Below are 21,148 nucleotides of genomic sequence, written 5' to 3'. Positions count from 1 at the left end.
TAATTCTGCCCGGGCGGGAACCGGGCAGGGCGGTGTAAGCTAATTTCTTTTGTTCATTACCATTTGAAAAGTAGTGAAATACACAGCCATTCGTATTTATCCTGTACTAATTTCACCTTGCATCCCACTCTACTCTGCGTCTTTTTTCTATTTTTGTTAGCATGCAATGTATTTACAGGTCAAATTGGGGTTATGCCTTTTTCGGGGCATTGTTTTTCCTGCTATTTCCGTTCCATTCAATCGCGAAAAACAGCCTGGAGGAATATGTATTTCTTTCCACTGAAACCAACGGAAACATAAAGCAGGATTTGCTTGAAGGATACCGTGCGTTCATTCTTTCTCCAGGTGCTTCAGGCATCCATCTTTTTAACGAGGCAAATAAATTCATGGAGAATAACGATAGCGAAATTCTTACTTTTATCGCCACGCAGGACTTCGCTGAATCTTTTCTAAAGCCCGGATCCGACAGTATTTCCCGCTTTGTGGCCATACCCGGGGAACAAACCATCGAAAACATCCCGGATTGCCTGGCAAAAAACAAAAGGCTTTTTGTGTTCACTCCCGAAGCGACAGCTTTCTCCTATTCGTTGGAAGAACTTGCCTGCAGCTACAGGGTTCCTGTTGGGTTTCCGGCCGAAACACGGGCTGGTTTTGAAGGAAAACCCGAAAATGACCTGGTTGTTTTTTACCTCGATGCGGCTTTAAAAAACCTGCCCGATTCATTAAAACAACATCCGGAGAAAACGCCGCAGCTTTTTAACGAGCGTACCGGAAAGCTACCCAACTTTTTTGTTACGCGGCACAAAGAGATTTTTGACGTTTACCATCAGCATTTCTCAAAACAAAAGTGGTACACTGCCAATGTAATTTTTGACAACCTACCGATAGAAGGAATTACCTGGAAAGAATTGCCTCAGTTGGAGTCGTTTGGGAAGATACACACCACGCAAACCGAACTGAGCCCGTACAAGGATGGTTATCATTTTTCGCCCGACGTGTTCACCTTTAACAGCTTCACCTCTGAAAGCACCAAGATATTTTACGCCCGCCAAAAGGATCTGAAAGACGGAATGGTTTTGATGCTTCCCTTTGAGCAGAATGTTGACAATGCGGTTGCAACCAATACCGAAATTCCTTACAGCAACATCGAGTACCGGAAAGACTCGTTGCGGGGATGGTGTGCCGTGTTCAACGGAAAAGACAATTACATTGACTACGACACCGACATCGAGCTCAACGATAATTTTACGGTAAGTGCCTGGATAAAGCCTACCGACATAAGCGGAAACCGAAGCATAATCGGAAAAGGGAAAGCGCTGTCGGTAAAATTCAGGGACGGAAACCTGCTCTTTACTTCGCCCGGAATCAAAGACCACGTAATTGATTCAGCCGTAGTTAAAATCAACGAGTGGCAGCAAATAACCTTTGTGATCTCGATCGGCAAAACCGTACGCTTCTTTAAAAACGGTGAGTTGGTGGGGATTGACACTGCCGCCAACATCCGTTCAACGGAATATTCACTTTTAATAGGTACCAATCTGTGGGACGAATCGTTCCATGGAATGATGGACGACCTGACCATTTGGGACCGCGCCCTGAGCGATGTTGAAGTGGAACGCCTGTATCAGCAGGGCATAAAAAGAGAAACCGAACCGGCAAGCTTTTCCTGGCTCTGGCTTTTGCCTTTAGCGGTTCTACTGGCTGGCTTTATGGTTCTTCTCCTCCGGAAAAGAAAACACCGAATCTCGAAGCCGTCATACAGCACCCCAAAAACCATCATTTCGCTGAAAGAAAAACGGAAAAATACCGGCCCTTCCATCCAGTTTTTTGGTGGTTTTAAAATTATTAACCGCGATGGAGAAGACCTGACTTCCCGTTTTTCCACCCGAAGAAAACAGTTATTTGTATTGGTGCTAATTGCCACTTTACGCGAAAACGGGCTTAGTTCCAAACAGCTCACCAACCATCTTTGGGCGGGCTATCCTGCCGAGAGTGCGAAAAACAACCGGGGGACCCAGGTACAGCGTATCCGCGAGATCATTGAACAAAACAGCGGTATCAACATCGAATACAACAACCGGAAATGGGTAATTACCCTCGACGACGATGTGTATTGCGACCTCGCCGATTATTTCCTGCTTATCGAACAGTTTAAACAAAGCATCAAAACCGGCATCCATTCCGGGCTTCTGAACAAAATTCTCCTGATCATCGAAAAGGGAGCGCTGCTTCCGCACATGGACGACGTGTGGCTCGATGATTTCAAAAGCAAAATTTCGGATGAACTGCTCGAAACGTTGCTGCCACTTTATTTGGATGAAACCTTTATGCAGAACCACGAGGCCGTGCTTCGCCTGTCGCAGGCGCTGCTGATTTTTGACCCCTTAAACGAAACCATTCTCAGCTATAAAATAAAAGCGCTGCTAAAACTGGGGAAAAATACACAAGCGCACGAATCGTTGGAACACTTCGAAAAGTACTACCAGCAGTGTTATGCGCAACCTTTTGGCAAAACAATTTCTGAGTTGCTGGAGATCTCATAGACTCTACTGAGTACATCATTTCCGTTTCTCGTCATCCCGCTGGATTTTGGATTTTCGGCGAACTTTTGTCCGATTTTCTTCGCTGTTACCCCTAATATTACCCTATATTGTAACCTGAGGTAACTTATACTTGCAATTTAATTCACTAAGCTGCAATTTTTTAATACCAAAAAGCTATATGAGTAAAAATCAAACTACAAACAGAAGAAAGTTCTTAAAAAGCGCTCTTATGGTTGGTGCCGGATTTACGATTATCCCGCGCCACGCGCTTGGAGGAAACGGATTCCTCGCTCCGTCTGACACGCTGACCAAAGCCATCATCGGAGTTGGGGGAATGGGTCGCGGACATATTCCTTACGAAGGCACAAAAGTGGTGGCCATTTGCGATGTCGATACCGAACATTTGGCATTGGCGCGTAACATGATCGATTACAAAGTGAAAGAATTTAGCGATTTCAGGGAAGTTTGTCAACTCCCCGAAGTGGATATCGTTCACATTGCTACTCCACCACACTGGCACGGAATTATGGCTGTTGAAGCAGCAAAAGCCGGGAAAGACATCTGGTGCGAAAAACCCATGACACGTACGATTGGCGAAGGCAAAAAAGTAGTGGAAGCTGTAAATGCCCACGGCCGTATGTTCCGCCTGAATACCTGGTTCCGTTTCAAAGACAATTTCTACGGTTTGGGTACCGACGTTAAACCTTTAAAGAAAGTAATCGACAGCGGAATTTTAGGATGGCCGCTGAAAGTAACCGTGAGCGGAATTACCGGTTACAACTGGAAGTTTTTCTGGAGCGGACAACACAACCTGCCTACCGAACAGGTTCCTTCCAACCTCGACTACGACATGTGGTTAGGACCTGCCCCGTACAGACCTTACAACCATTTACGCGTACACTCCAACTTCCGTGGATACTGGGATTACGATGGCGGTGGTTTGGGCGACATGGGACAACACTACCTCGACCCGGTACAGTACATGCTGGGTAAAGACGACACAAGCCCGGTAAAAATTGAAGTGGATGCACCGCAGCAGCACTACGATGCAGTAGGCAGCTGGAGAAGAATCACTTATACTTATGCCGATGGTTGCCAGATTATCCTCGATGGTGAAAACCGCGACAAAGATGCAGCCTACATTGAAGGACCAAACGGCAAAATTTACCAGGGATTCAGATCCGACATTCCAAATCTTCAAAGCTTTATTAAAACGCTTCCTGAGCCGGAACCACAAATCGGAATCTTCTCTGAGTCGGTAAAAACACGCAAGAAATTCGCACTGAACGAAATGAATGGTTTCCGTTCGGCTACCCTGGTTAACCTGGGAATTATTGCGGTTCGCCTGGGTCGAACACTTCGTTTTGATCCTGAAAAACTGGAGTTCATCGATGATGAAGGAGCCAACCGTCTGATCAATCAGCCCATGCGTGCTCCCTGGACAATTTAGTGAACGAAATTTTTAGGTTTTAGGATAAAAGATTAACGACAACAACGATGAAGAGAAATATAATTCAACTTATTTGCATCCTTGTTCTGGCCGCAGTTTCGGGCACCGGATTTGCCCAGGACCGCCGGACATTGGATACCAAAGTCGCCGACATTCTGGCGCAAATGCCCACAAAAAACCTCTCTCACCTTGACAAGGCAATGAACGAGGTTTACCTTTTGGGAGAAGAAGGAATTCAGAAAATGCTGGAAATGCTGACCCCTCCGGGAGTTGGCGACGACACAGCCGTTCGTTTTGCATTGAATAGCTTTGCCCGCTACAGCAGTCAGTTTGGGAAAACCGAAGAACGTACATTTGCTGAGAACAATTTACTAAAAGCACTTGCTGTTCAGAAAGATGCCGAAGTAAAAACCTTTTTGATGAACCAACTCAACCTGGTTGGCGAGGCAAAAACTACCGAAGCGTTAAAGTCTTATCTGACCAACGAAGAATTGGTTGAACCCGCTGCTCAGTGTATTCTAGCTATCAACAGCGAAGGTGCGGCTCAGTTATTTGCAGAAGCACTTCCTTCAGCCGGAGAAAAAGCCAAACTAACATTGGTACGTGCGCTTGGTGAATTGAGCTACGCAGCAGCCGTTCCGCAAATCACAGCACTGGCAGGAACCGATGAAGTGAAACTCAGAAAAACAACACTTACTGCACTGGCACAAATTGGTGATCCGGCTTCGTACAACCTGCTTTTAAAAGCTGCACAGGGTGTTAAGTTTGCCTACGACAAAACCGATGCAGCCAACGCTTTCCTTTTGTATGCCGATCGTTTGGGTCAGAAAAATGAAATTGCCACGCTCGAAAAAGCCTGCAAAGCAGTTTTCAAAGCCAACCAGGCACCCGAATTGTTGCACAACTATTCTACTGCACTGTTTATCTATGCCAAATACATGGGTTATAAGGCTACACCGCTGTTGCTAAAAGCCGTTGACAATTCGGACAAGGCTTTCCGTTACTCGGCGCTGAACATTGCTGAAAAAACAGGAGGCATTGCCGACACCCGTCTTTGGATTGCCAAAGCGGAAGCAGCTGCTCCGGAAGTAAAAGCTGAGATTATTTCGATGCTTGGACGCCGCGGATGCACGCTTGCCAACGAACTGGTTGCTCAGAATATAAACAACGCTTCTGAAGCGGTTAGACAGGAAGCTCTTGTGGCTTTAAGTCAGCTAAAAGGAAAAGAAGCCATTCCTGCTTTGGTTGCCCACCTGAAAAGCGGTAACGACCTTCAGCTTACCAAAAATACGCTATCTCAACTGCTCGACAAAGATCACCTTTACCAGGTAGCAGGCGAACTTTCCAATACATCAGGCGAAACAAAAGCTACTGTTATCGAATTACTGGCTGCCAAGGCAGGTTCTCAGTATTTTGACGATGTGCTGGCCGCCACTAAATCGTCGGAAAATGTGGTAAAATCAGCTGCTTTTAAAGCGCTGAAAAACGTATCAGCTTACGGCAATACAGATGACCTCCTGAAACTTTTGCTTTCAGTTTCTGATGCCAGCGAGATTGCCGAAACTCAAAAGGCCATTATTATTGTTACCCAAAATGTAGCCGCCGAACAAAAAGCAAACGGTAAAGTATTCACTGCCTTAAAATCAACCGACAAAAAAGAGCGGATCTTCCCGATCCTGCCTGAAATTGGCGGCAATGTGGCGCTTGAAACCGTAACCAACTATTTCAATACTTCCAGCGGCGCTCAAAAAGAAGCTGCTTTCAACGCACTCAACGCCTGGAAAGAATATTCGGCTGCCAAAGAATTGTATGAAATCTGCCAAAGTTCGTCAGGCGAATTCAAACAAAAAGCTTTTTCCAACTTTGTAAAACTGGTTCGTTCCGCCAATTTGCCGGATGACCAGAAATTACTTCAGTACCGGAAAATAATGCCTTACGCTACTTCCAACGGCGACAAAAACAGTGTGATCGCCGCCATCGGAGGATTAAAAACGTTCCTGGCTTTGGTATACCTGGAGCCGTTCCTGGATAACAAAGACCTGGCTGAAAGAGCAGCCCGCTCGGTAATGCAAAATGCAATGCCCGGCAACGACGGTGAAAAAGGACAAACCGGCGATATCGTAAAAAGAGTTCTCGGAAAAGCTCTTAACGCCTTATCGGGTGAAGACAGCCAGTACGACAAGATCAATATTCAGCGTTACCTCGATGCGATGCCCGACGAAAAAGGCTTTGTATCGATGTTCAACGGCAAAGACCTGGAAGGATGGCAAGGTATGTTGCTGGATGGCAACCCGATCAAAATTGCCAAAATGAGCGAAGCTGAAAAAGCAAAAGCTCAGGTGGAAGCCGACAAGAAAATGGTAGAAAACTGGAGTGTAAAAGACGGTCAAATCATCTTTAATGGCCACGGTGCCAACCTGGTTTCAGTAAAACGCTACAAAGATTTTGAAATGATCGTTGACTGGAAGATCACCAAAAAAGGCGACAGCGGCATTTACCTGAGAGGAACCCCACAGGTTCAGATCTGGGATACTTCACGCGTTGAAGTAGGTGCACAGGTAGGATCAGGCGGGCTGTACAACAACAACCCTGACAATGTTCGCAATCCGTCGAAAGTAGCCGACAACCCGCTTGATGAGTGGAACACCTTCCACATTACCATGATCGGTGAAAACGTAACAGTTTACCTGAACGGCGAGTTGGTAGTTGACAATGTGCGTATGGACAACTTCTGGGATCGCAGCATTCCGATTTTCGAAGAAGGAACCATCGAATTGCAGGCACACGGAAACGAACTGGCTTTCCGCGATGTATATGTGAAAGAAATCGATACCCAATCCATCGGTTTAACTCAGCAAGAAAAAGAGGAAGGTTTTGTTTCGCTGTTCAACGGTAAAAACCTGGATGGCTGGCAAGGAAACCTGACCGACTATTATGCTGAAGACGGTATTTTGGTGGTCAACCCAAAAATGGGCGGACGCGGCAACTTATTTACTGCCGACGAGTACAGCGATTTCAACTTCCGTTTTGAGTTCAAACTGACTCCCGGTGCCAACAACGGACTCGGAATCAGGGCTCCGCTGGAAGGAGATGCTGCTTACATGGGCATGGAACTTCAGATACTGGATAACACAGCTCCTATTTATGCCAAGCTGCACGAATACCAGTACCACGGATCGGTTTACGGCGTAATTGCAGCCAAAAGAGGCTTCCTGAACCCTGTTGGCGAATGGAACACCGAAGAAGTAATCGTAAAAGGTTCAAGCATAAAAATTATTCTGAATGGAGTGACCATTGTTGACGGAGATATTAAAGAAGCCAGCAAAAATGGTACACGCGACGGAAAAAAACACCCGGGTTTGGACCGCGAAAAAGGTTACATCGGATTTTTGGGCCACGGCTCTGAATTGTATTTCAGAAACATCCGCATCAAAGATTTGAGCAAATAATGCTTATCCCACAGGTTTAAAGACCTGTATTCATAATCGTAAAGAAAAAGGGCTTCCGTTAGGAAGCCCTTTCTTTTTATAGCTTGTGCAATGTTTTTAAATTAGTCCGGCCTCCTGAAGAAGGGCTTCCATTTCCTGCTGAACCTCGCGGGCAGCCTCTTTTGCTTTTTCGGCAAAATCAACCTCTCCGGAAGCATAAATAATTCCGCGCGAAGAGTTTACCAGCAAACCACATTTCGAATTCAATCCGTTGTGCGCCACTTCCTGTAAACTACCTCCCTGTGCTCCTACTCCCGGCACCAGCAAAAAGTGGTTGGGAACAATCGCGCGTATTTCTTTTAATTTCTCGGCCTTTGTGGCACCTACCACATACATCAGGTTTTCTTCGCTTCCCCATTGCTGCGACTTTTTCAGCACTGTTTCAAACAGTTTATCGCCGGTTTCCCGGTCTTCAATAAACTGAAAATCGAAAGCTCCCTTGTTGGATGTCAGCGCCAAAAGAATCACCCACTTGCCGGGGTAAGTCATAAACGGCTTTACTGAATCTTCTCCCATATAAGGCGCCACGGTTACGGCGTCAAAATCCTGCTCGCCAAAGAAGGCACGCGCATACAAGTTGGAAGTATTGCCAATATCGCCACGTTTGGCATCGGCAATCAGAAAAATCTCAGGGTAGTTTTCCTTGATATAGGCAACTGTTTTTTCGAGGCTGACCAATCCCTTCGAGCCCAGACTTTCATAAAAAGCCAGGTTGGGTTTGTACGCCACCGAAAACTCAGCCGTAGCATCAATTATCTCCTTGTTGAAAGAAAAAACCGGGTCGGAAGTTTCCAATAAATGCGGAGGAATTTTCTGAATATCGGTGTCCAGCCCCACACAAAGAAAGCTGCGTTTCTTTTGGATCTCCTCAAAAAGTTGTTGTTGATTCATTTCTATTTGTTGAAAGCCCGAAATCGGTCCTTATTTTAAAATTAAATAGCTGCTTCTTTTAATTTTTCGGCATTTTCTTCGATCATCAGTTTTTCGATGATCTCGTCGATTTCACCGCCTATAATTGCCTGCAGGTTGTACAGCGTCAGGTTAATACGGTGATCGGTCACACGGCCCTGCGGCCAGTTATAGGTGCGGATTTTTGCCGAACGGTCGCCGGTGGAAACCATGGTTTTACGCTTCGATGAAATCTCGTCGATGTATTTCTGGTATTCCATGTTGTAAATACGGGTACGAAGTTCGGTCATCGCTTTGGCTAGGTTTTTCAGCTGCGATTTTTCGTCCTGACAGGTTACCACAATTCCGGTTGGCATGTGTGTTAAACGAATGGCCGAATAAGTAGTGTTCACCGACTGTCCGCCAGGTCCGGAAGAACAGTAAGTATCTTTCCGGATATCCGATTCTTTCAGTTCCACATCAAACTCTTCGGCTTCAGGCAAAACAGCCACGGTTGCAGCCGATGTATGTACCCTTCCCTGTGTTTCGGTTTGCGGAACACGTTGTACACGGTGCACACCCGATTCGTATTTCAGAATCCCGTAAACACCTTCTCCGGTAACTTTGGCCACAATTTCCTTGTAACCACCCGCAGTTCCTTCGTTGGCATTGGTAACTTCCAGACGCCAGCCTTTTTTCTCGCAGTATTTCGAGTACATACGGAAAAGGTCGCCGGCAAAAATACTGGCTTCGTCGCCACCGGTTCCTGCACGGATTTCGAGAATCGCATTCTTCCCGTCTTCCGGATCAGCCGGAACCAGCAGGAATTTCACTTCCCGTTCCACCTTCGGAAGTAAGTCTTCCGAGGCTTCAATCTCTTCACGTGCCATTGCACGCATTTCCTCGTCGGTCTCTTCAGCCAACATTTCTTTCCCGGTTTCGATATTGTCTACCAGGTTTTTATATTCCTGAAATTTGCCCACCAGCTTCTGCAGATTTTTGTATTCCTGGTTCAGCTTCACGTAACGCTTCATATCTGCCATTACAGCTGGGTCGGTAATCTGCTGCTCCACTTCTGCGTAGCGGTGCTTGATCGACTCAAATTTCTCTAGTAATTCGTATTGTGCCATAATCTATCCTGTCTTTTAATCTCATTCCCGTGCAAACGGGAATCTCTATCTTCAGAATCACTCAGCTGATAAATCCTCCCAATTCGCGTTTTCTTTTTCTATCAATTCAATTTTCCATTCCCTATTCCACTTTTTCAGTCTTCGTTCTCTTGAAAAAGCTTCTTCATAGGTATCAAATTCTTCGTAATAACCCAGTTTATCTACATTGTACTTCGACGTAAATCCTTTCAGAACTTTGTCTTTGTGTTCTCCCAGTCTTCTTTCTAACTCATTTGTTAGTCCAATATACAAAACTCCGTTTGGCTTGTTCGCTAATATGTAAACATAAAAGTTCGCCATATTTTGATGAGATTCCCACGAAAGTGGGAATGAGCTAATATTCAAATGTGCCGTTTCCGGATGTAATGGTGAGTTTTTTCCCTTCAAAAGATTCAACTCTTCCGATAATCTGTGCCTCGATGTTGAACGATTCAGAGATGTTGATGATCTCCTGCGCTACATCTTCACCGCAGTATATTTCAAAACGGTGTCCCATGTTAAACACCTTGTACATTTCTTTCCAGTCGGTTCCCGATTGCTCGTGAATCAGTTTAAACAGCGGCGGAACCGGAAACATGTTGTCTTTTATTACATGAACGTTATCGACAAAATGCAACACTTTGGTTTGTGCACCACCCGAGCAATGAATCATTCCGGATATTTCACCGCGGAACTGATCCAGCACCTTTTTAATTACCGGAGCGTAAGTTCGTGTGGGCGAAAGTACCAGCTTCCCGGCATCAATATCCAGGCCATCAACAACATCTGTCAGTTTTTTGCCTCCCGAATAAACCAACTCTCCCGGCACCTGCGGGTCAAAACTTTCAGGATACTTTTCTGCCAGGTACTTTGAGAATACATCATGTCGGGCCGAAGTCAATCCGTTACTACCCATTCCTCCGTTGTATTCGGCTTCGTAACTTGCCTGTCCTGAAGAGGAAAGTCCTACAATCACATTTCCGGCCTTGATGCGGTCGGCAGAAACAACGTCGTCTCTTTTCATGCGGCAGGTTACGGTTGAATCAACTATGATCGTGCGTACCAAATCACCCACATCGGCTGTTTCACCACCGGTGGAGTAAATGCTTACGCCCATTTCGCGTAAAGTAGCGAGCAATTCCTCGGTTCCGTTGATAATGGCAGCAATCACTTCTCCCGGAATGTTGTTTTTGTTTCGTCCGATGGTGGATGAAACCAGGATATTATCGGTGGCTCCCACACACAAAAGGTCGTCCACATTCATGATCAGTGCATCCTGCGCAATGCCTTTCCAAACCGAAAGATCGCCGGTTTCTTTCCAGTACATGTAGGCCAGCGCCGATTTTGTGCCGGCTCCATCGGCATGCATTATGTTACACCATTCGGGGTCTCCGCCTAAAATATCGGGAACGATCTTACAAAAAGCCTTTGGAAATACACCTTTGTCTACATTCCTGATTGCCTCGTGTACATCTTCCTTCGATGCTGAAACTCCCCTTGCACTGTATCTTGATTCCGTTACCATCTATGCTGAAATTTTTGTGGCTACAAAATTAGCAAAACTTTGCTCATTTCAGGAAACTAGCTTTGCATTGGCCTCATCTTTAATGTAACAAAAAAGGAAAGCCTCATCTGAAGCTTTCCTTTTAAATATCAATTTATCCTAAGCGTATAAAAATCTCTTGATCTTTCGGGTGGGGGTACGTTCAAACGGAATAGGCTGCAATATCACCTGGTTAATCCGCGAAAACTTGTTCACTTCCAGGTTAACTTTCTTCATGATCTCCTGCAGAATTTCGTCCGATTTGACCGAAATATATTGCTTGGCCTCCAGTTTCATATTCTTCAGATTCTCCTCCACTTCTTCCATGTTAAGGTGAATCATGGCTACCAGTTTCCCTTTTTTCTCCACTACCAGCGATTCCAGAACAAAACGCATCTTGTTGATAACCGACTCTATTTCTTCGGGATAGATGTTTTCGCCGCTGGCACCTACAATCATGGTTTTGATTCGGCCTTTTACATACAGCTTGTTTTTGATGAAAACACCCCGGTCGCCGGTACGGAACCAGCCATCTTCCGTAAACACTTCTTTGGTAATTCCAGGCGCTTTGTAGTAGCCTTTCATTACATTTTCGCCCTTTGCCTGAATCTCACCTTCGCCGGTCTTCGGATCAGGATCGGCTATACGCAGCGTAACGCCTTCCATGGCAATACCGGTAGAACCTACCCGTGTATTTTTACCAACTGCACCAGCCAGCAAAGGAGCGGTTTCTGTCAGCCCGTAACCAATCGCGTATGGAAATCCACCTTCTTTCAGAAAACGTTCCACCGTGGTATCGAGCTTGGCGCCACCGATTCCAAAGAAATGAACGCAACCACCAAAAGTCTCCATCAACTTTTTGGCAGCTACCTTGTGCAACAATATTCTTGTCGGAGCAAAAGTGCTCAGGAAACGCATCAGACCATTCTTCTCAAACGTAGGCTGGATCTTTGAACGATACACCTTTTCGATGATCAGCGGCACTGACAACATGATGGTTGGCTTCACCGTTTTGAGTGCCGGTAGTAAAACCGAAGGCACCGGCGGCTTACGCAAATAATGCACCGAAGCACCGTACATCATCGGTAATAAAAAGCCTACGGTGTTTTCGAGTGTATGCGAAAGCGGCAGCATCGAAAGAAACCTGTCGTCTTCTTCAATTTTTTGCAGCGTACGACTTTGGCGGGCAGTCCACGTCAGGTTTTTATGTGTCAGCATAACCCCTTTCGAGTTCCCGGTAGTTCCCGATGTATAAATAATAGATGCCAAATCTTCCTCGTCCACATCCACCGGAACAAAATCTTTTTTGTTAACCGGAACCGATGAAGCAAGCAAGTGTAAATGGCTCGCCGGAGTTTCTTTTGGAATAAGCGCAAAGCGCTCTACCAAAATCATGCACTCGAGCATATCAGCTGTTTTCTCGCTGACACTCGCATACAAACCTTCAGAAACAAACAATGCTTTTGATCCCGAATGTTCGAGAATCGAGTGAATTTCTTTACTGTGAAAATCGGGTAAAATCGGAACGGCTACGGCTCCGATCAGCGAAATGGCAAAGAAAGCTTTTCCCCAGTTTGGCATGTTGGCACTTAGTATCGCCACTTTATCGCCCGAACCAATGCCCAACTCCAGCAACATCTCTGCAATGCGTTCCACCTCTTCTCCCATTTCCGCATAAGTGTAATTTTCTTCGCCGGTAAATACGATCGAGGTTTTATTTGCATATTTCTCTACCGAATTATAAAACATCGCCGGTAGAGTAAGTTTTTTATTATATGTCATATACAATCTTCCCTGTCTGTTCAAACCCAAATAATCCTAAAAACCTTTAGGTTCCTTAAAACGTGACAAAAATAGCAAAAAAGCAATGTCTGCAACAGCGATATACATTCCATTCGAAATAATATTTTCATTTCAGGACTGATTATCAACACCTTAAAAAACGATTCTTAACATTGTTAACATTTTTTGGCATTTAAAATCTATCTTCATACGGCTAATTTTGAATTATGAATTCGAATATTCGACAAAACGAGGTACTTAAACGTACTGAGGATCACATCAAAGAGCTTTTTGACGGAGAAGGATCGGGACATGACTGGTGGCACATTTTTCGTGTCCGAAACCTGGCCTTGAAAATTTCAGAACACGAAGGAGGTGACCGTTTTACGATTGAAATGGCAGCTTTATTACACGACCTGGACGACTGGAAGCTGCAAACAGGCAATCACACATCGAGAGCCCGGGCCTGGCTTAAACAAATGGATGTTGAGGCAGTTCAACAGGAGAAAATATTACGGGTGATTTCCGAAGTATCGTTTAAAGGTGCGGAAGTAAAAACGGCTGCCACCTCAAAAGAAGCTAAAATTGTTCAGGATGCCGACCGGCTCGATGCCATCGGAGCAATCGGGATTGCCCGTACTTTTGCCTATGGCGGAAACAAGAATCGCTTGATGTACGATCCAAACATTCCTCCTGTAATGCACAATAATTTTGATGATTACAAGAAAAGCACGGCACCCACCATCAACCATTTTTACGAAAAACTACTGCTATTGAAAGAACGGCTCAACACCTCCTCCGCCCTTCAAATAGCCAACGAAAGACACGCTTTTATGGAAGTATTTCTGGATCGTTTTTTCGGTGAGTGGAACGGCGAAATTTAATTCAATTGCCTCTGTTTTTTACTGAAAACGTTTCGTATTTTTAATGGATCAAAAAAAGCAAAGCCATGCGTATTGAACATATTGCAATCTGGACATACAATCTTGAGGGCCTCCGAAACTTTTACATGCATTACTTCGATGCATCTTCTTCCGAAATTTACCACAACCACTCCAAGGAGTTTCGGTCCTATTTCCTTTCCTTTTACGGTGATTGCCGGCTGGAACTGATGGAAATGCCCGGAATTCCCAAATCGAAAAACGATGTAGTTAAGCAGTTTACCGGCTTGATTCATTTTGCCATCAGTGTTGGATCGAAAGACAAGGTTGATGCGCTCACCAACACGCTCCGGAAAGATGGGTTCAAAGTGCTGAAAGAGCCCCACTCCACCGGAGACGGATATTATGAAAGCGTTGTCCTTGACCCGGATGGGAACCGTATTGAAATTACCAGCTAGGCCGCAGAAAATCAGAAAAATAAAAGTAAGAAAAGACATTAAGTTCCGGCATTGATTTCCATGCCGCACTCCCATATTTTTACGGGCCGGTGTTTGTTTTTTTCGTAATCTGCGGGATCCACATTCTCGCCCCAAACAACTTTGTCACCATTGTAGCGATACACCTCGCAATTGCTGCATGACCAATGGTTACAATAAAGATGATAGTAGTATTCGTTGTTATAGGTCCATCGCTGCAGGGTACACCCAAAACATTCGCCCGAGTTCTCCAGTTCTGTCAAACGTGTCTCAATCCATGCCGGCGTTGTAATTTCTTCCGTTTCCCGCTCTTCGCATGTAAGCAGAAAAAGAGCCAAAATACAGGTTACAAATACGATTTTCTTGCTCATCATCAATCGTCATAAATGGTTAATATCACATTTGTCTCGAAATCCTGCGCCCCCTGAGTAACCGAAATGCCTGAGAGTTTTAGCTGAAGCGGAACAAAATAAGCACTACCTTTCCCGCTGAAAAAATCCCGAGACACTCTATCTACTACCTGGTAATTATCTCCCCCTTTTATCCGCGTTTTTCTTTTATTGTTGCTCCAATCGCCATAACCATCTTCGGTCCTCTTAATTTCAAGTTTAACATGGTTATTCCAGGTAAGGTCCTCTTTAGCAACTTCTATTTTCCATTTTCTGTTCGGATTAAAAAGAGCATCCCAGAAACTCTGAAAATCAATAGAGACATAAACACTTGACTCACTCTCGACAGAAGGGGAATAATCTTCTCCTGCCTCATTTATTATAAAATCAACTCCATCAAAAGTAACCATTCCATCCACGCTCACTTCCATATACTGGGCGTTTGCCAACAACCCACCAAACAAAAAGATTAAGACCCATGCAACTTTCATTCTCCGCTAATTATCAGTTATAGTATACAATACGGTAAATACCTGGTCTTCTATCGATTTCATCTGGCTAAAATCTGAAATCTCAAGAAAATATTTTAATTCATGTCCCTTTCCTACTCCGTCTCCGGTAAAGCAACTCCCAATGCCGGTAATAATCGGATGCGGCTGATTGGTAATCTGAACTCTACCAACAGGATTCCCTTGATTTATGCTCCCAAATGCAGATGCAAAAGAGGCTTCCACATAAAAAGAAATGCCGTCGGGAATGGTACCTTCCGAAATCTGCGCATTGATCGACCGGCGGTTCCCGTTTCTCCGAATGGCGGAGGTATAGTTGATCCACACCGACTCGTTGGAAACATGTTCGACCACCGGCTCTCCCCCCGCAATATCGGGTGCATTTACACTAAATTCGATGTAACCAAGCTCGGGCTCAATATCCACAATCGCAATTTCGGGGACCGAGAAACGTACGTTTATGTTTCCGCTGTTCCATTGTGCCTGTGCCGCTACCGCAAAGCCCAAGGCCACAAAAACGGTCATTATATGTTTAATGCAACTCTTCATTATTTTACTTCATTTGTACAACATCTGCGCTGAATACAACGGCTTTACTCCTGATCTTCACCTGCTTTAAACTCGCCCACGCTCATTATATTTCCATCTTTAACCACCACAATAAAAGGCGATGCATATTCTGAGTTTAGCTTTTCAAGTTCTTTTTCAGCGTCTTTGTAAGTGGTAAACCGACCTATAAAATACTTGTGTAAGTTATCAATTTGTTTTTCGAAATAAAAAGATTGGTCTTTCAGAAATTTCGAGTCTTTTCGCAAGGCTTTTTTAAATGCACCGATCTGAATCGAATAAAAGATTTCCGGCTCTGACGATTCCTTAAGGGTTCGCTTGTTAATGACTACCGGCGTAAGATTATTTTTAACAGCGATGGATTTTCCTGTGGACTTGAAAATGATCTCTTTTTTAGATGACTCGAGCGTAATCTCTGCAAACTTCTTTTCGCCCGGTTCCAGATGATAGGTGTAAACTGTTTGTTTGGGCCGGTACCCCGCAGGAACCGTATTGGCATAGATCCGCAACTCAACATCGCCGGGGCGAACCAACGGAAATGAAAAGTTGCCCTCGCCATCACTTGTCAGGCGAAAAGTTTCAAAATCCGTTTTCAGCTCCACCACAACATTGGCAGGTTTTGCCGCTTTATTATCCAATGCAGCTAACTGACTTTGGCCCAGGATCAGCTTCCCGCTCAAACGGGCACCCTTCTGAATCGATATATTAACCACCGACTCTTCGTTATCCAGCACCTCCATTTCAAGTGGCATCGGAATACTCGGAATCTCATCCACATCCAGCTTCGATTTATCAATCACCAGAAGCTGCTTCCCAGGCGTAACCAGCCTGAACTCAAATTCGCCGTTCTTGTTTGAAGCCGTAGTTTCGTTTAAAATCCGCAGGTAGATCCCCTCAACAGGATTTCCTTCCCGGTCGCTGATTCTTCCGACAACCTTTCCGGCGCTTATCACCTGTTTTAAAGGAACGCCAAGCCGGTACGCATAAGTAGCAGCCATGGTAAACTCGGGGTCGTTCACCTGGTTTCTGAAAATGGTATAAAAACTTCGGAGCGAAATACTGTGCCTGCGCAAGAACGAATAATCCAGGTTAAACTGCATCAGGTTTCGGTTCCGGTAATAATCATCAATATCGTAGGCATTTTGCAGGTAAAAATTCATGCGTAGATTTTTTGAAATCCTGCTCGTAGCGGCCATTCCCACCAACACACTGCGCCGGTCGTCAGAAACAATTTGGTTAATATTCGACCAGTTCCCAAAAACCCGCACCGAATGCCGTGAATTAAAACGATATGTTACATCAGCCGAGGCCCGGTAACTCTTTTGATCTTGCTGACTTGCGTCTTCCAAAAAGTTAGAGGTCTCCCCCACCTCACCACTCAAATAGTAATGTATTTTTTTGAACCGGTGATTAAACTGCAGGTTCCACGAGTTGGTTTGATAGTGAAATTTATTCAGGCTTAACCTGTCTTTTCTTTCATACTCGCGCCAGTAAAGTTTCAGGCTACTTCGTTCGCCTGTTTTATAGCTCACTGTTCCCTGCAACGACCTGGAATAAGGTGCCGTTACAAAAAAGGTATCCAACTGCGCATTTCTGAAATCTTCTCTCGCACTGGCAAACAGGCTGATTCGCTCTGAAATGTCGGCACTTACACCGGCTGAGTAAAACCGCGAATTGGTGTAATACCCGGGGTAGTCTTTTCCTGTGTCGTAATAAACTCCTGTAAGCTGAAAAATTGAAAACCGACTGTTTAATCCGGCACGCAACGCATTCGATTTTTTTCCTAAAAATTGGCCATGCGATACTTCCAGATCTACCGAAGTATGCAGAAAAGGAGTAAACAGCGAAGTCAAGCTAAACAGTTGAGCAGGATCATTTTCCAGTTGGTATTTTTTGGACAAATAGTGCAATTCAATTTTATTGTTCCGGTTAAAATCGAAACCTGCTGAAGCTGCCAATTCACTCTCAATCTCCTCGAAAAACCGTGGCTTTAAATACTTGAAACCTATCCCCAAGCCATTGTTCAGGGTGAGCTTACTCTCTGCACCCCGTCCATACCGAAACGACTCGGTAAGCGGAGTTACCGTATAGGATTTGTCTCCCAGAAATACCTCCAGATTATCATTCGAATAAGTAAGAAAATACTGGTCGTACAAACCCAGAAAGCTAAGATCCGAATTATCGGGCCAGCGGGCCATAAACCCTAACTGATGCTTTCCTTCGGGGTCAAGCGAACCTCTCCCATCAACCTGGTACTGCAAAACCGACTCAAACTCGTTTTGGCGATTGGTAGAAAGATAAGTTGCCGCCATTTTCACCGGAAAACGATAGTACAGATCTTTCCGGGCTTTCTTTGACGGCAACACTACGGCGGTAGAATAAACACTTTTTAAAACCCGTTCCTCTACCTGTGCCCGCACCGTAAACGATTCATTTTTACTCTGAAAGATTTCATCAGACGTTGCTTTTACAATCTGAACCTGTGCAGATTCGCCTGGCTTTAGCACAACAGATGAAGGCCCTGCAACATCGCAATTATTGGTGTTGATGAAAATATTCTTCTCCGTATTTCCTAAATTCTGAAGCATGTAAGAAGCACTAATTTTGTCTCCCGCCGACACGTAAACCGGTTTTTCAATCAGTTCCAGTGTAATTTTTTCAACCTCCAGAACAGAAATACCGATTTCAGCCTGAGCCAACTGTGTTTCGCCTCGCTCCTTCAGACTAACCGTAACAGGGTATTCACCCACTGCACTTTCGTGAAAGATCTTCATCGAAACAATTCCCAGTTTTTTTTGACCGGGAGCAATTTTGATTCCCTGAATTCGTGTCACCAAACCCCAAGCCTCAGGATATAAAAAAGAAGGTGAAACATCGAGGGTATCAGTCGATAAATTATCAAGCTGGTAAGCCAGGTTCAAAACTTCCCCGGGAAGTGCAGAAACTTTGTCTTTCACAAAACGCACCGATGCTTTCTGCTGGCCCAAAGCAGACCAGGCAAATGCCAATAAAAATATAGTTATGAAAAATGGCTGACGAAACATTCTTATATTTCAAGCGAGATATTGGTACCGTAAATGTGGTCTTCATCACAGTCTGCCACCAGGATAGCCGTGTAATTCCCTGGCTTAATTCCCTCTAAAACAAGCGAGGTACTGATGGAAGTTCCCGGAAGCGTTTTTCGCCGATCGGCTTTAAAAATTCCCTGCGAAATTCCGTTTTCATCAAATACTTCCAGGCTGATTTCGGGCCTTAGAATGCATTCGCCTGTATTCTCAACTGCCACATTTAATAAATTATTTGTCCCGTCGTTGGCAAGTTCCAGTCCCAAGAATTGCAAATCTTTTGTTCCTGTTTCGCCAATATTGGTGATGATTTGCACGGCATACCGGATGGCGGTATTGATCTTTACCCCACGCGTAGAAGCAACTGTATCGGGCGGCACAATTCCCTCCACCATAATCACACTCCAGTAAGTTCCCTTCAATGAGTCGATTTGTGGCACACTTACCTCAAAATCAACAAATGCTTTTTCGTTGGGTTGAAGCGTAAGTAATTGCGGACTAAAGTTGACCCACGCCGCATTGGAGCGATCAAGCGTGCCCGGTTCATCGTGCCGGCTCTCTCCGGTATACGAAAACCAGTAATCGCGAAGATAAACCCTCACGCTTCGTTCTTCCGAACCATTGTTTTGGATTTCAATCCTGTCTTTGGACTTAGTTCCCAGCTCTCCTGTCGACTCATGAGTTAATCCATTCAACACCAAAATATTGGCACTCGTAAAAATTGTAAATGAAGAAAAAAAGACAACAAGGGAAAAAATGCGGGTCAGATATTGAAGCCTCATCCTGATTGGTTTTTGCAATTTGAAAATTTTCAACGCTAAAATACCAATCTCCCAGTTCTTTGCAATTGTTTTAGGAAATTAATTATCGTCGGTTAACGTATAAACCACATGAACGGAAGCGAGCTTGTTTTCAGAGGCTTGATAGAACATATCTTCATCAATTTCCAATTGATACGACAACAAATGTCCATTATGCACGCCACTACCAGTATAACAACTACCGATACCAGAAATCACATCGCTCGGATTGCTTGAAAGAACAACAGTGCCATTGGTTTTTCCCAACTCTCCTTTCCCTGTTCCTACACTATTGTCAGCTTTTACCTTAATGATTACACCTTCCGGGACTTCTCCCACAACCGTTGCAGTTACTTTTCTTTTTTGATTTTTATGACAAACAGAAGAATAATTCAACCAGATATCTGCGGTCGCTTCTCCCCCCATCTCTATTTTGCTGCCTGCAACAGATGATGAAGTCCCCATCAGCTCAATATTGGAATTCCCATCGTGCTGAAGCGATAACAAAGCGACATCAGGAATCACAACACTGGCCTTATGTTCAGTGTTCTCACCAATACCCAAACTAAATCGGGTCAATGAAAAAAGCATTATGATGACAAGAAAAGCGCCCTTGTGTTTCATGTTGCTAAAATTAGATCGCAACAACACGAAAGTCAATAGGTGAATTACCTATTGTTACGGTTAAAAAGACTGAAAACAAAAAGAGGAAAGCTGAACAGCCTTCCTCTTAATTCCCTTATTTTTTATCTTAACTCTCTATTCTGCTTCAATAGTATAAGTGATGGTAAAATCATAATCACCAGTACTCAAATCTTCATAACTAGCAGTTTCATCCTCCATCTTCAAAGAGTATGTCAGTAAGTGCCCCTCTTCACTACCTGTTCCGGTATAACAGTTTTTAATACCAGTAACAATTGCCTTACCGTTCTTTTCTAATACTATTCCTTCTGCACCTGTACTAGGTGTCCCTAAGGTTCCTTTCCCTTTTCCACTATAATCTTCCACTTTCAACAATATGGTAACGCCTTTAGGCAATGCCATGCTATTTGCAGCGGTCATCGAAACCGAAATACGATTGTTCTTACCGCCTTTGCCCGGTAGCGAAGAGTACTGCAAGTACTTAGTACTATTAGAAGCACTGGGACTATTAAAATCCAAGCCTTCACCAGCGACATCTGGAGCTTTAGGAGATAGCTCAATTGAGCCCTCACCTGACAATCCAACAAAGGCATAAGTTGGAAATTTTACTCTTAAATCATGTGAAACTGTTTCTGACTGTGCGCTTGCTACTACTGCTAAAAAGAAGATCAAAACGGATACTAAAGATAATTTTTTCATGATGTTGTGTTTTTTTATTGTTTGTAATTTTTCTTCAAAAGCTTTGCACCTTATTGCGTCCGATGCACTTTAAGTAAAACAACTCACATGCCAAAAAGTATAATCAACTGATTATCAAAAAAATGGGAAGTGTGCCAAAAATCAACCAGAATCATATTGGGACAAAAAATATCATAAATGGGACTTGCGGCAAAATTATTCATTTTCGGGAAATGAGGTTATTGTGTCCTTATTTGGACCAAATTGAATCAATGAACGAATTCAGTCCTATTGATGGG

At 44.3% G+C, this 21,148-nt stretch carries 17 protein-coding genes; 5 read left to right on the top strand and 12 right to left on the bottom strand.

Annotated elements, in window-relative coordinates; genetic code table 11:
• The first annotated feature begins 161 nt into the window (after positions 1-161).
• The 3 genes from D1614_RS04120 (at position 162) to D1614_RS04110 (ending at position 7,442) form a co-directional block, all read left to right on the top strand.
• Positions 162-2,543 (top strand): LamG domain-containing protein, encoded by a 2,382-nt coding sequence (locus D1614_RS04120; protein WP_119436625.1) that lies wholly within the window; start codon positions 162-164, stop codon positions 2,541-2,543.
• A 229-nt stretch (positions 2,544-2,772) separates the two neighbouring features.
• Positions 2,773-3,993 (top strand): Gfo/Idh/MocA family oxidoreductase, encoded by a 1,221-nt coding sequence (locus D1614_RS04115; protein WP_206609921.1) that lies wholly within the window; start codon positions 2,773-2,775, stop codon positions 3,991-3,993.
• 47 nt (positions 3,994-4,040) lie between these two features.
• Positions 4,041-7,442 carry a DUF1080 domain-containing protein gene (locus tag D1614_RS04110; protein WP_119436623.1) on the top strand — a complete coding sequence of 1,134 codons (3,402 nt, stop codon included), beginning with the start codon at positions 4,041-4,043 and terminating at the stop codon, positions 7,440-7,442.
• Between the two features lie 96 nt (positions 7,443-7,538).
• Here the strand turns inward: D1614_RS04110 and pyrF are convergent, their stop codons facing one another.
• From pyrF to D1614_RS04085, 5 genes are all read right to left on the bottom strand, one after another.
• Positions 7,539-8,372, bottom strand: coding sequence for an orotidine-5'-phosphate decarboxylase (gene pyrF / locus D1614_RS04105; RefSeq protein ID WP_119436622.1), 834 nt, complete (start codon positions 8,370-8,372; stop codon positions 7,539-7,541).
• Between the two features lie 41 nt (positions 8,373-8,413).
• Positions 8,414-9,499 carry a peptide chain release factor 1 gene (gene prfA, locus D1614_RS04100; RefSeq protein ID WP_119436621.1) on the bottom strand — a complete coding sequence of 362 codons (1,086 nt, stop codon included), beginning with the start codon at positions 9,497-9,499 and terminating at the stop codon, positions 8,414-8,416.
• Between the two features lie 57 nt (positions 9,500-9,556).
• Positions 9,557-9,838: a GIY-YIG nuclease family protein gene (locus D1614_RS04095; protein ID WP_119436620.1), complete on the bottom strand. Its 282-nt coding sequence runs from the start codon at positions 9,836-9,838 to the stop codon at positions 9,557-9,559.
• 34 nt (positions 9,839-9,872) lie between these two features.
• A complete protein-coding gene (locus D1614_RS04090) occupies positions 9,873-11,042 on the bottom strand; it encodes an AIR synthase related protein (RefSeq protein ID WP_119436619.1) in 1,170 nt (389 codons plus the stop codon).
• Positions 11,043-11,180: 138 nt separating this feature from the next.
• The gene (locus D1614_RS04085) at positions 11,181-12,842 is read right to left on the bottom strand and encodes an AMP-binding protein (protein ID WP_119436618.1); all 1,662 of its coding nucleotides are present in this window, start codon (positions 12,840-12,842) and stop codon (positions 11,181-11,183) included.
• A 227-nt stretch (positions 12,843-13,069) separates the two neighbouring features.
• Here D1614_RS04085 and D1614_RS04080 point away from each other — a divergent pair, with 227 nt between their 5' ends.
• Both D1614_RS04080 and D1614_RS04075 read left to right on the top strand, forming a co-directional pair.
• Positions 13,070-13,726 (top strand): HD domain-containing protein, encoded by a 657-nt coding sequence (locus D1614_RS04080; protein WP_206609920.1) that lies wholly within the window; start codon positions 13,070-13,072, stop codon positions 13,724-13,726.
• A gap of 65 nt (positions 13,727-13,791) precedes the next feature.
• A complete protein-coding gene (locus D1614_RS04075) occupies positions 13,792-14,181 on the top strand; it encodes a VOC family protein (RefSeq protein ID WP_119436617.1) in 390 nt (129 codons plus the stop codon).
• 38 nt (positions 14,182-14,219) lie between these two features.
• On the opposite strand, the gene D1614_RS04070 is transcribed toward D1614_RS04075, so the two are convergent.
• The 7 genes from D1614_RS04070 to D1614_RS04040 all read right to left on the bottom strand — a co-directional run bounded on the left by D1614_RS04070 (position 14,220) and on the right by D1614_RS04040 (position 20,870).
• Entirely contained in the window at positions 14,220-14,573 is a 354-nt protein-coding gene (locus D1614_RS04070; RefSeq protein ID WP_162304408.1) for a hypothetical protein, read from the bottom strand.
• A complete protein-coding gene (locus tag D1614_RS04065; RefSeq protein ID WP_119436615.1) occupies positions 14,573-15,079 on the bottom strand; it encodes a hypothetical protein in 507 nt (168 codons plus the stop codon). Before D1614_RS04065 ends, D1614_RS04070 begins: the two co-directional genes overlap by 1 nt.
• 6 nt (positions 15,080-15,085) lie before the next feature.
• Positions 15,086-15,646 (bottom strand): hypothetical protein, encoded by a 561-nt coding sequence (locus D1614_RS04060; protein WP_147384013.1) that lies wholly within the window; start codon positions 15,644-15,646, stop codon positions 15,086-15,088.
• A gap of 44 nt (positions 15,647-15,690) precedes the next feature.
• Complete coding sequence (locus D1614_RS04055; RefSeq protein WP_162304407.1) at positions 15,691-18,672, bottom strand: Ig-like domain-containing protein; 2,982 nt, start codon at positions 18,670-18,672, stop codon at positions 15,691-15,693.
• A 38-nt stretch (positions 18,673-18,710) separates the two neighbouring features.
• Positions 18,711-19,511, bottom strand: a complete 801-nt coding sequence (locus D1614_RS04050) for a hypothetical protein (protein WP_119436612.1) — start codon at positions 19,509-19,511, stop codon at positions 18,711-18,713.
• 78 nt (positions 19,512-19,589) lie between these two features.
• A complete protein-coding gene (locus D1614_RS04045) occupies positions 19,590-20,153 on the bottom strand; it encodes a hypothetical protein (protein ID WP_119436611.1) in 564 nt (187 codons plus the stop codon).
• 135 nt (positions 20,154-20,288) lie between these two features.
• Positions 20,289-20,870, bottom strand: a complete 582-nt coding sequence (locus tag D1614_RS04040; RefSeq protein WP_119436610.1) for a hypothetical protein — start codon at positions 20,868-20,870, stop codon at positions 20,289-20,291.
• Positions 20,871-21,148: the final 278 nt, after the last annotated feature.

Source organism: Maribellus luteus, from assembly GCF_003576475.1.
GTDB lineage: Bacteria > Bacteroidota > Bacteroidia > Bacteroidales > Prolixibacteraceae > Draconibacterium > Draconibacterium luteum.
Note: the sequence above shows the minus strand (reverse complement) of the source record. Positions and strands in the feature narration are given on the sequence as shown.

Bases quoted from the DNA above. Each gene is read 5' to 3' on its own strand.
- D1614_RS04120 (WP_119436625.1), top strand. From the start codon at position 162: ATGCAATGTATTTACAGGTCAAATTGGGGTTATGCCTTTTTCGGGGCA.
- D1614_RS04115 (WP_206609921.1), top strand. From the start codon at position 2,773: ATGGTTGGTGCCGGATTTACGATTATCCCGCGCCACGCGCTTGGAGGA.
- D1614_RS04110 (WP_119436623.1), top strand. From the start codon at position 4,041: ATGAAGAGAAATATAATTCAACTTATTTGCATCCTTGTTCTGGCCGCA.
- pyrF (WP_119436622.1), bottom strand. From the start codon at position 8,372: ATGAATCAACAACAACTTTTTGAGGAGATCCAAAAGAAACGCAGCTTT.
- prfA (WP_119436621.1), bottom strand. From the start codon at position 9,499: ATGGCACAATACGAATTACTAGAGAAATTTGAGTCGATCAAGCACCGC.
- D1614_RS04095 (WP_119436620.1), bottom strand. From the start codon at position 9,838: ATGGCGAACTTTTATGTTTACATATTAGCGAACAAGCCAAACGGAGTT.
- D1614_RS04090 (WP_119436619.1), bottom strand. From the start codon at position 11,042: ATGGTAACGGAATCAAGATACAGTGCAAGGGGAGTTTCAGCATCGAAG.
- D1614_RS04085 (WP_119436618.1), bottom strand. From the start codon at position 12,842: ATGACATATAATAAAAAACTTACTCTACCGGCGATGTTTTATAATTCG.
- D1614_RS04080 (WP_206609920.1), top strand. From the start codon at position 13,070: ATGAATTCGAATATTCGACAAAACGAGGTACTTAAACGTACTGAGGAT.
- D1614_RS04075 (WP_119436617.1), top strand. From the start codon at position 13,792: ATGCGTATTGAACATATTGCAATCTGGACATACAATCTTGAGGGCCTC.
- D1614_RS04070 (WP_162304408.1), bottom strand. From the start codon at position 14,573: ATGATGAGCAAGAAAATCGTATTTGTAACCTGTATTTTGGCTCTTTTT.
- D1614_RS04065 (WP_119436615.1), bottom strand. From the start codon at position 15,079: ATGAAAGTTGCATGGGTCTTAATCTTTTTGTTTGGTGGGTTGTTGGCA.
- D1614_RS04060 (WP_147384013.1), bottom strand. From the start codon at position 15,646: ATGAAGAGTTGCATTAAACATATAATGACCGTTTTTGTGGCCTTGGGC.
- D1614_RS04050 (WP_119436612.1), bottom strand. From the start codon at position 19,511: ATGAGGCTTCAATATCTGACCCGCATTTTTTCCCTTGTTGTCTTTTTT.
- D1614_RS04045 (WP_119436611.1), bottom strand. From the start codon at position 20,153: ATGAAACACAAGGGCGCTTTTCTTGTCATCATAATGCTTTTTTCATTG.
- D1614_RS04040 (WP_119436610.1), bottom strand. From the start codon at position 20,870: ATGAAAAAATTATCTTTAGTATCCGTTTTGATCTTCTTTTTAGCAGTA.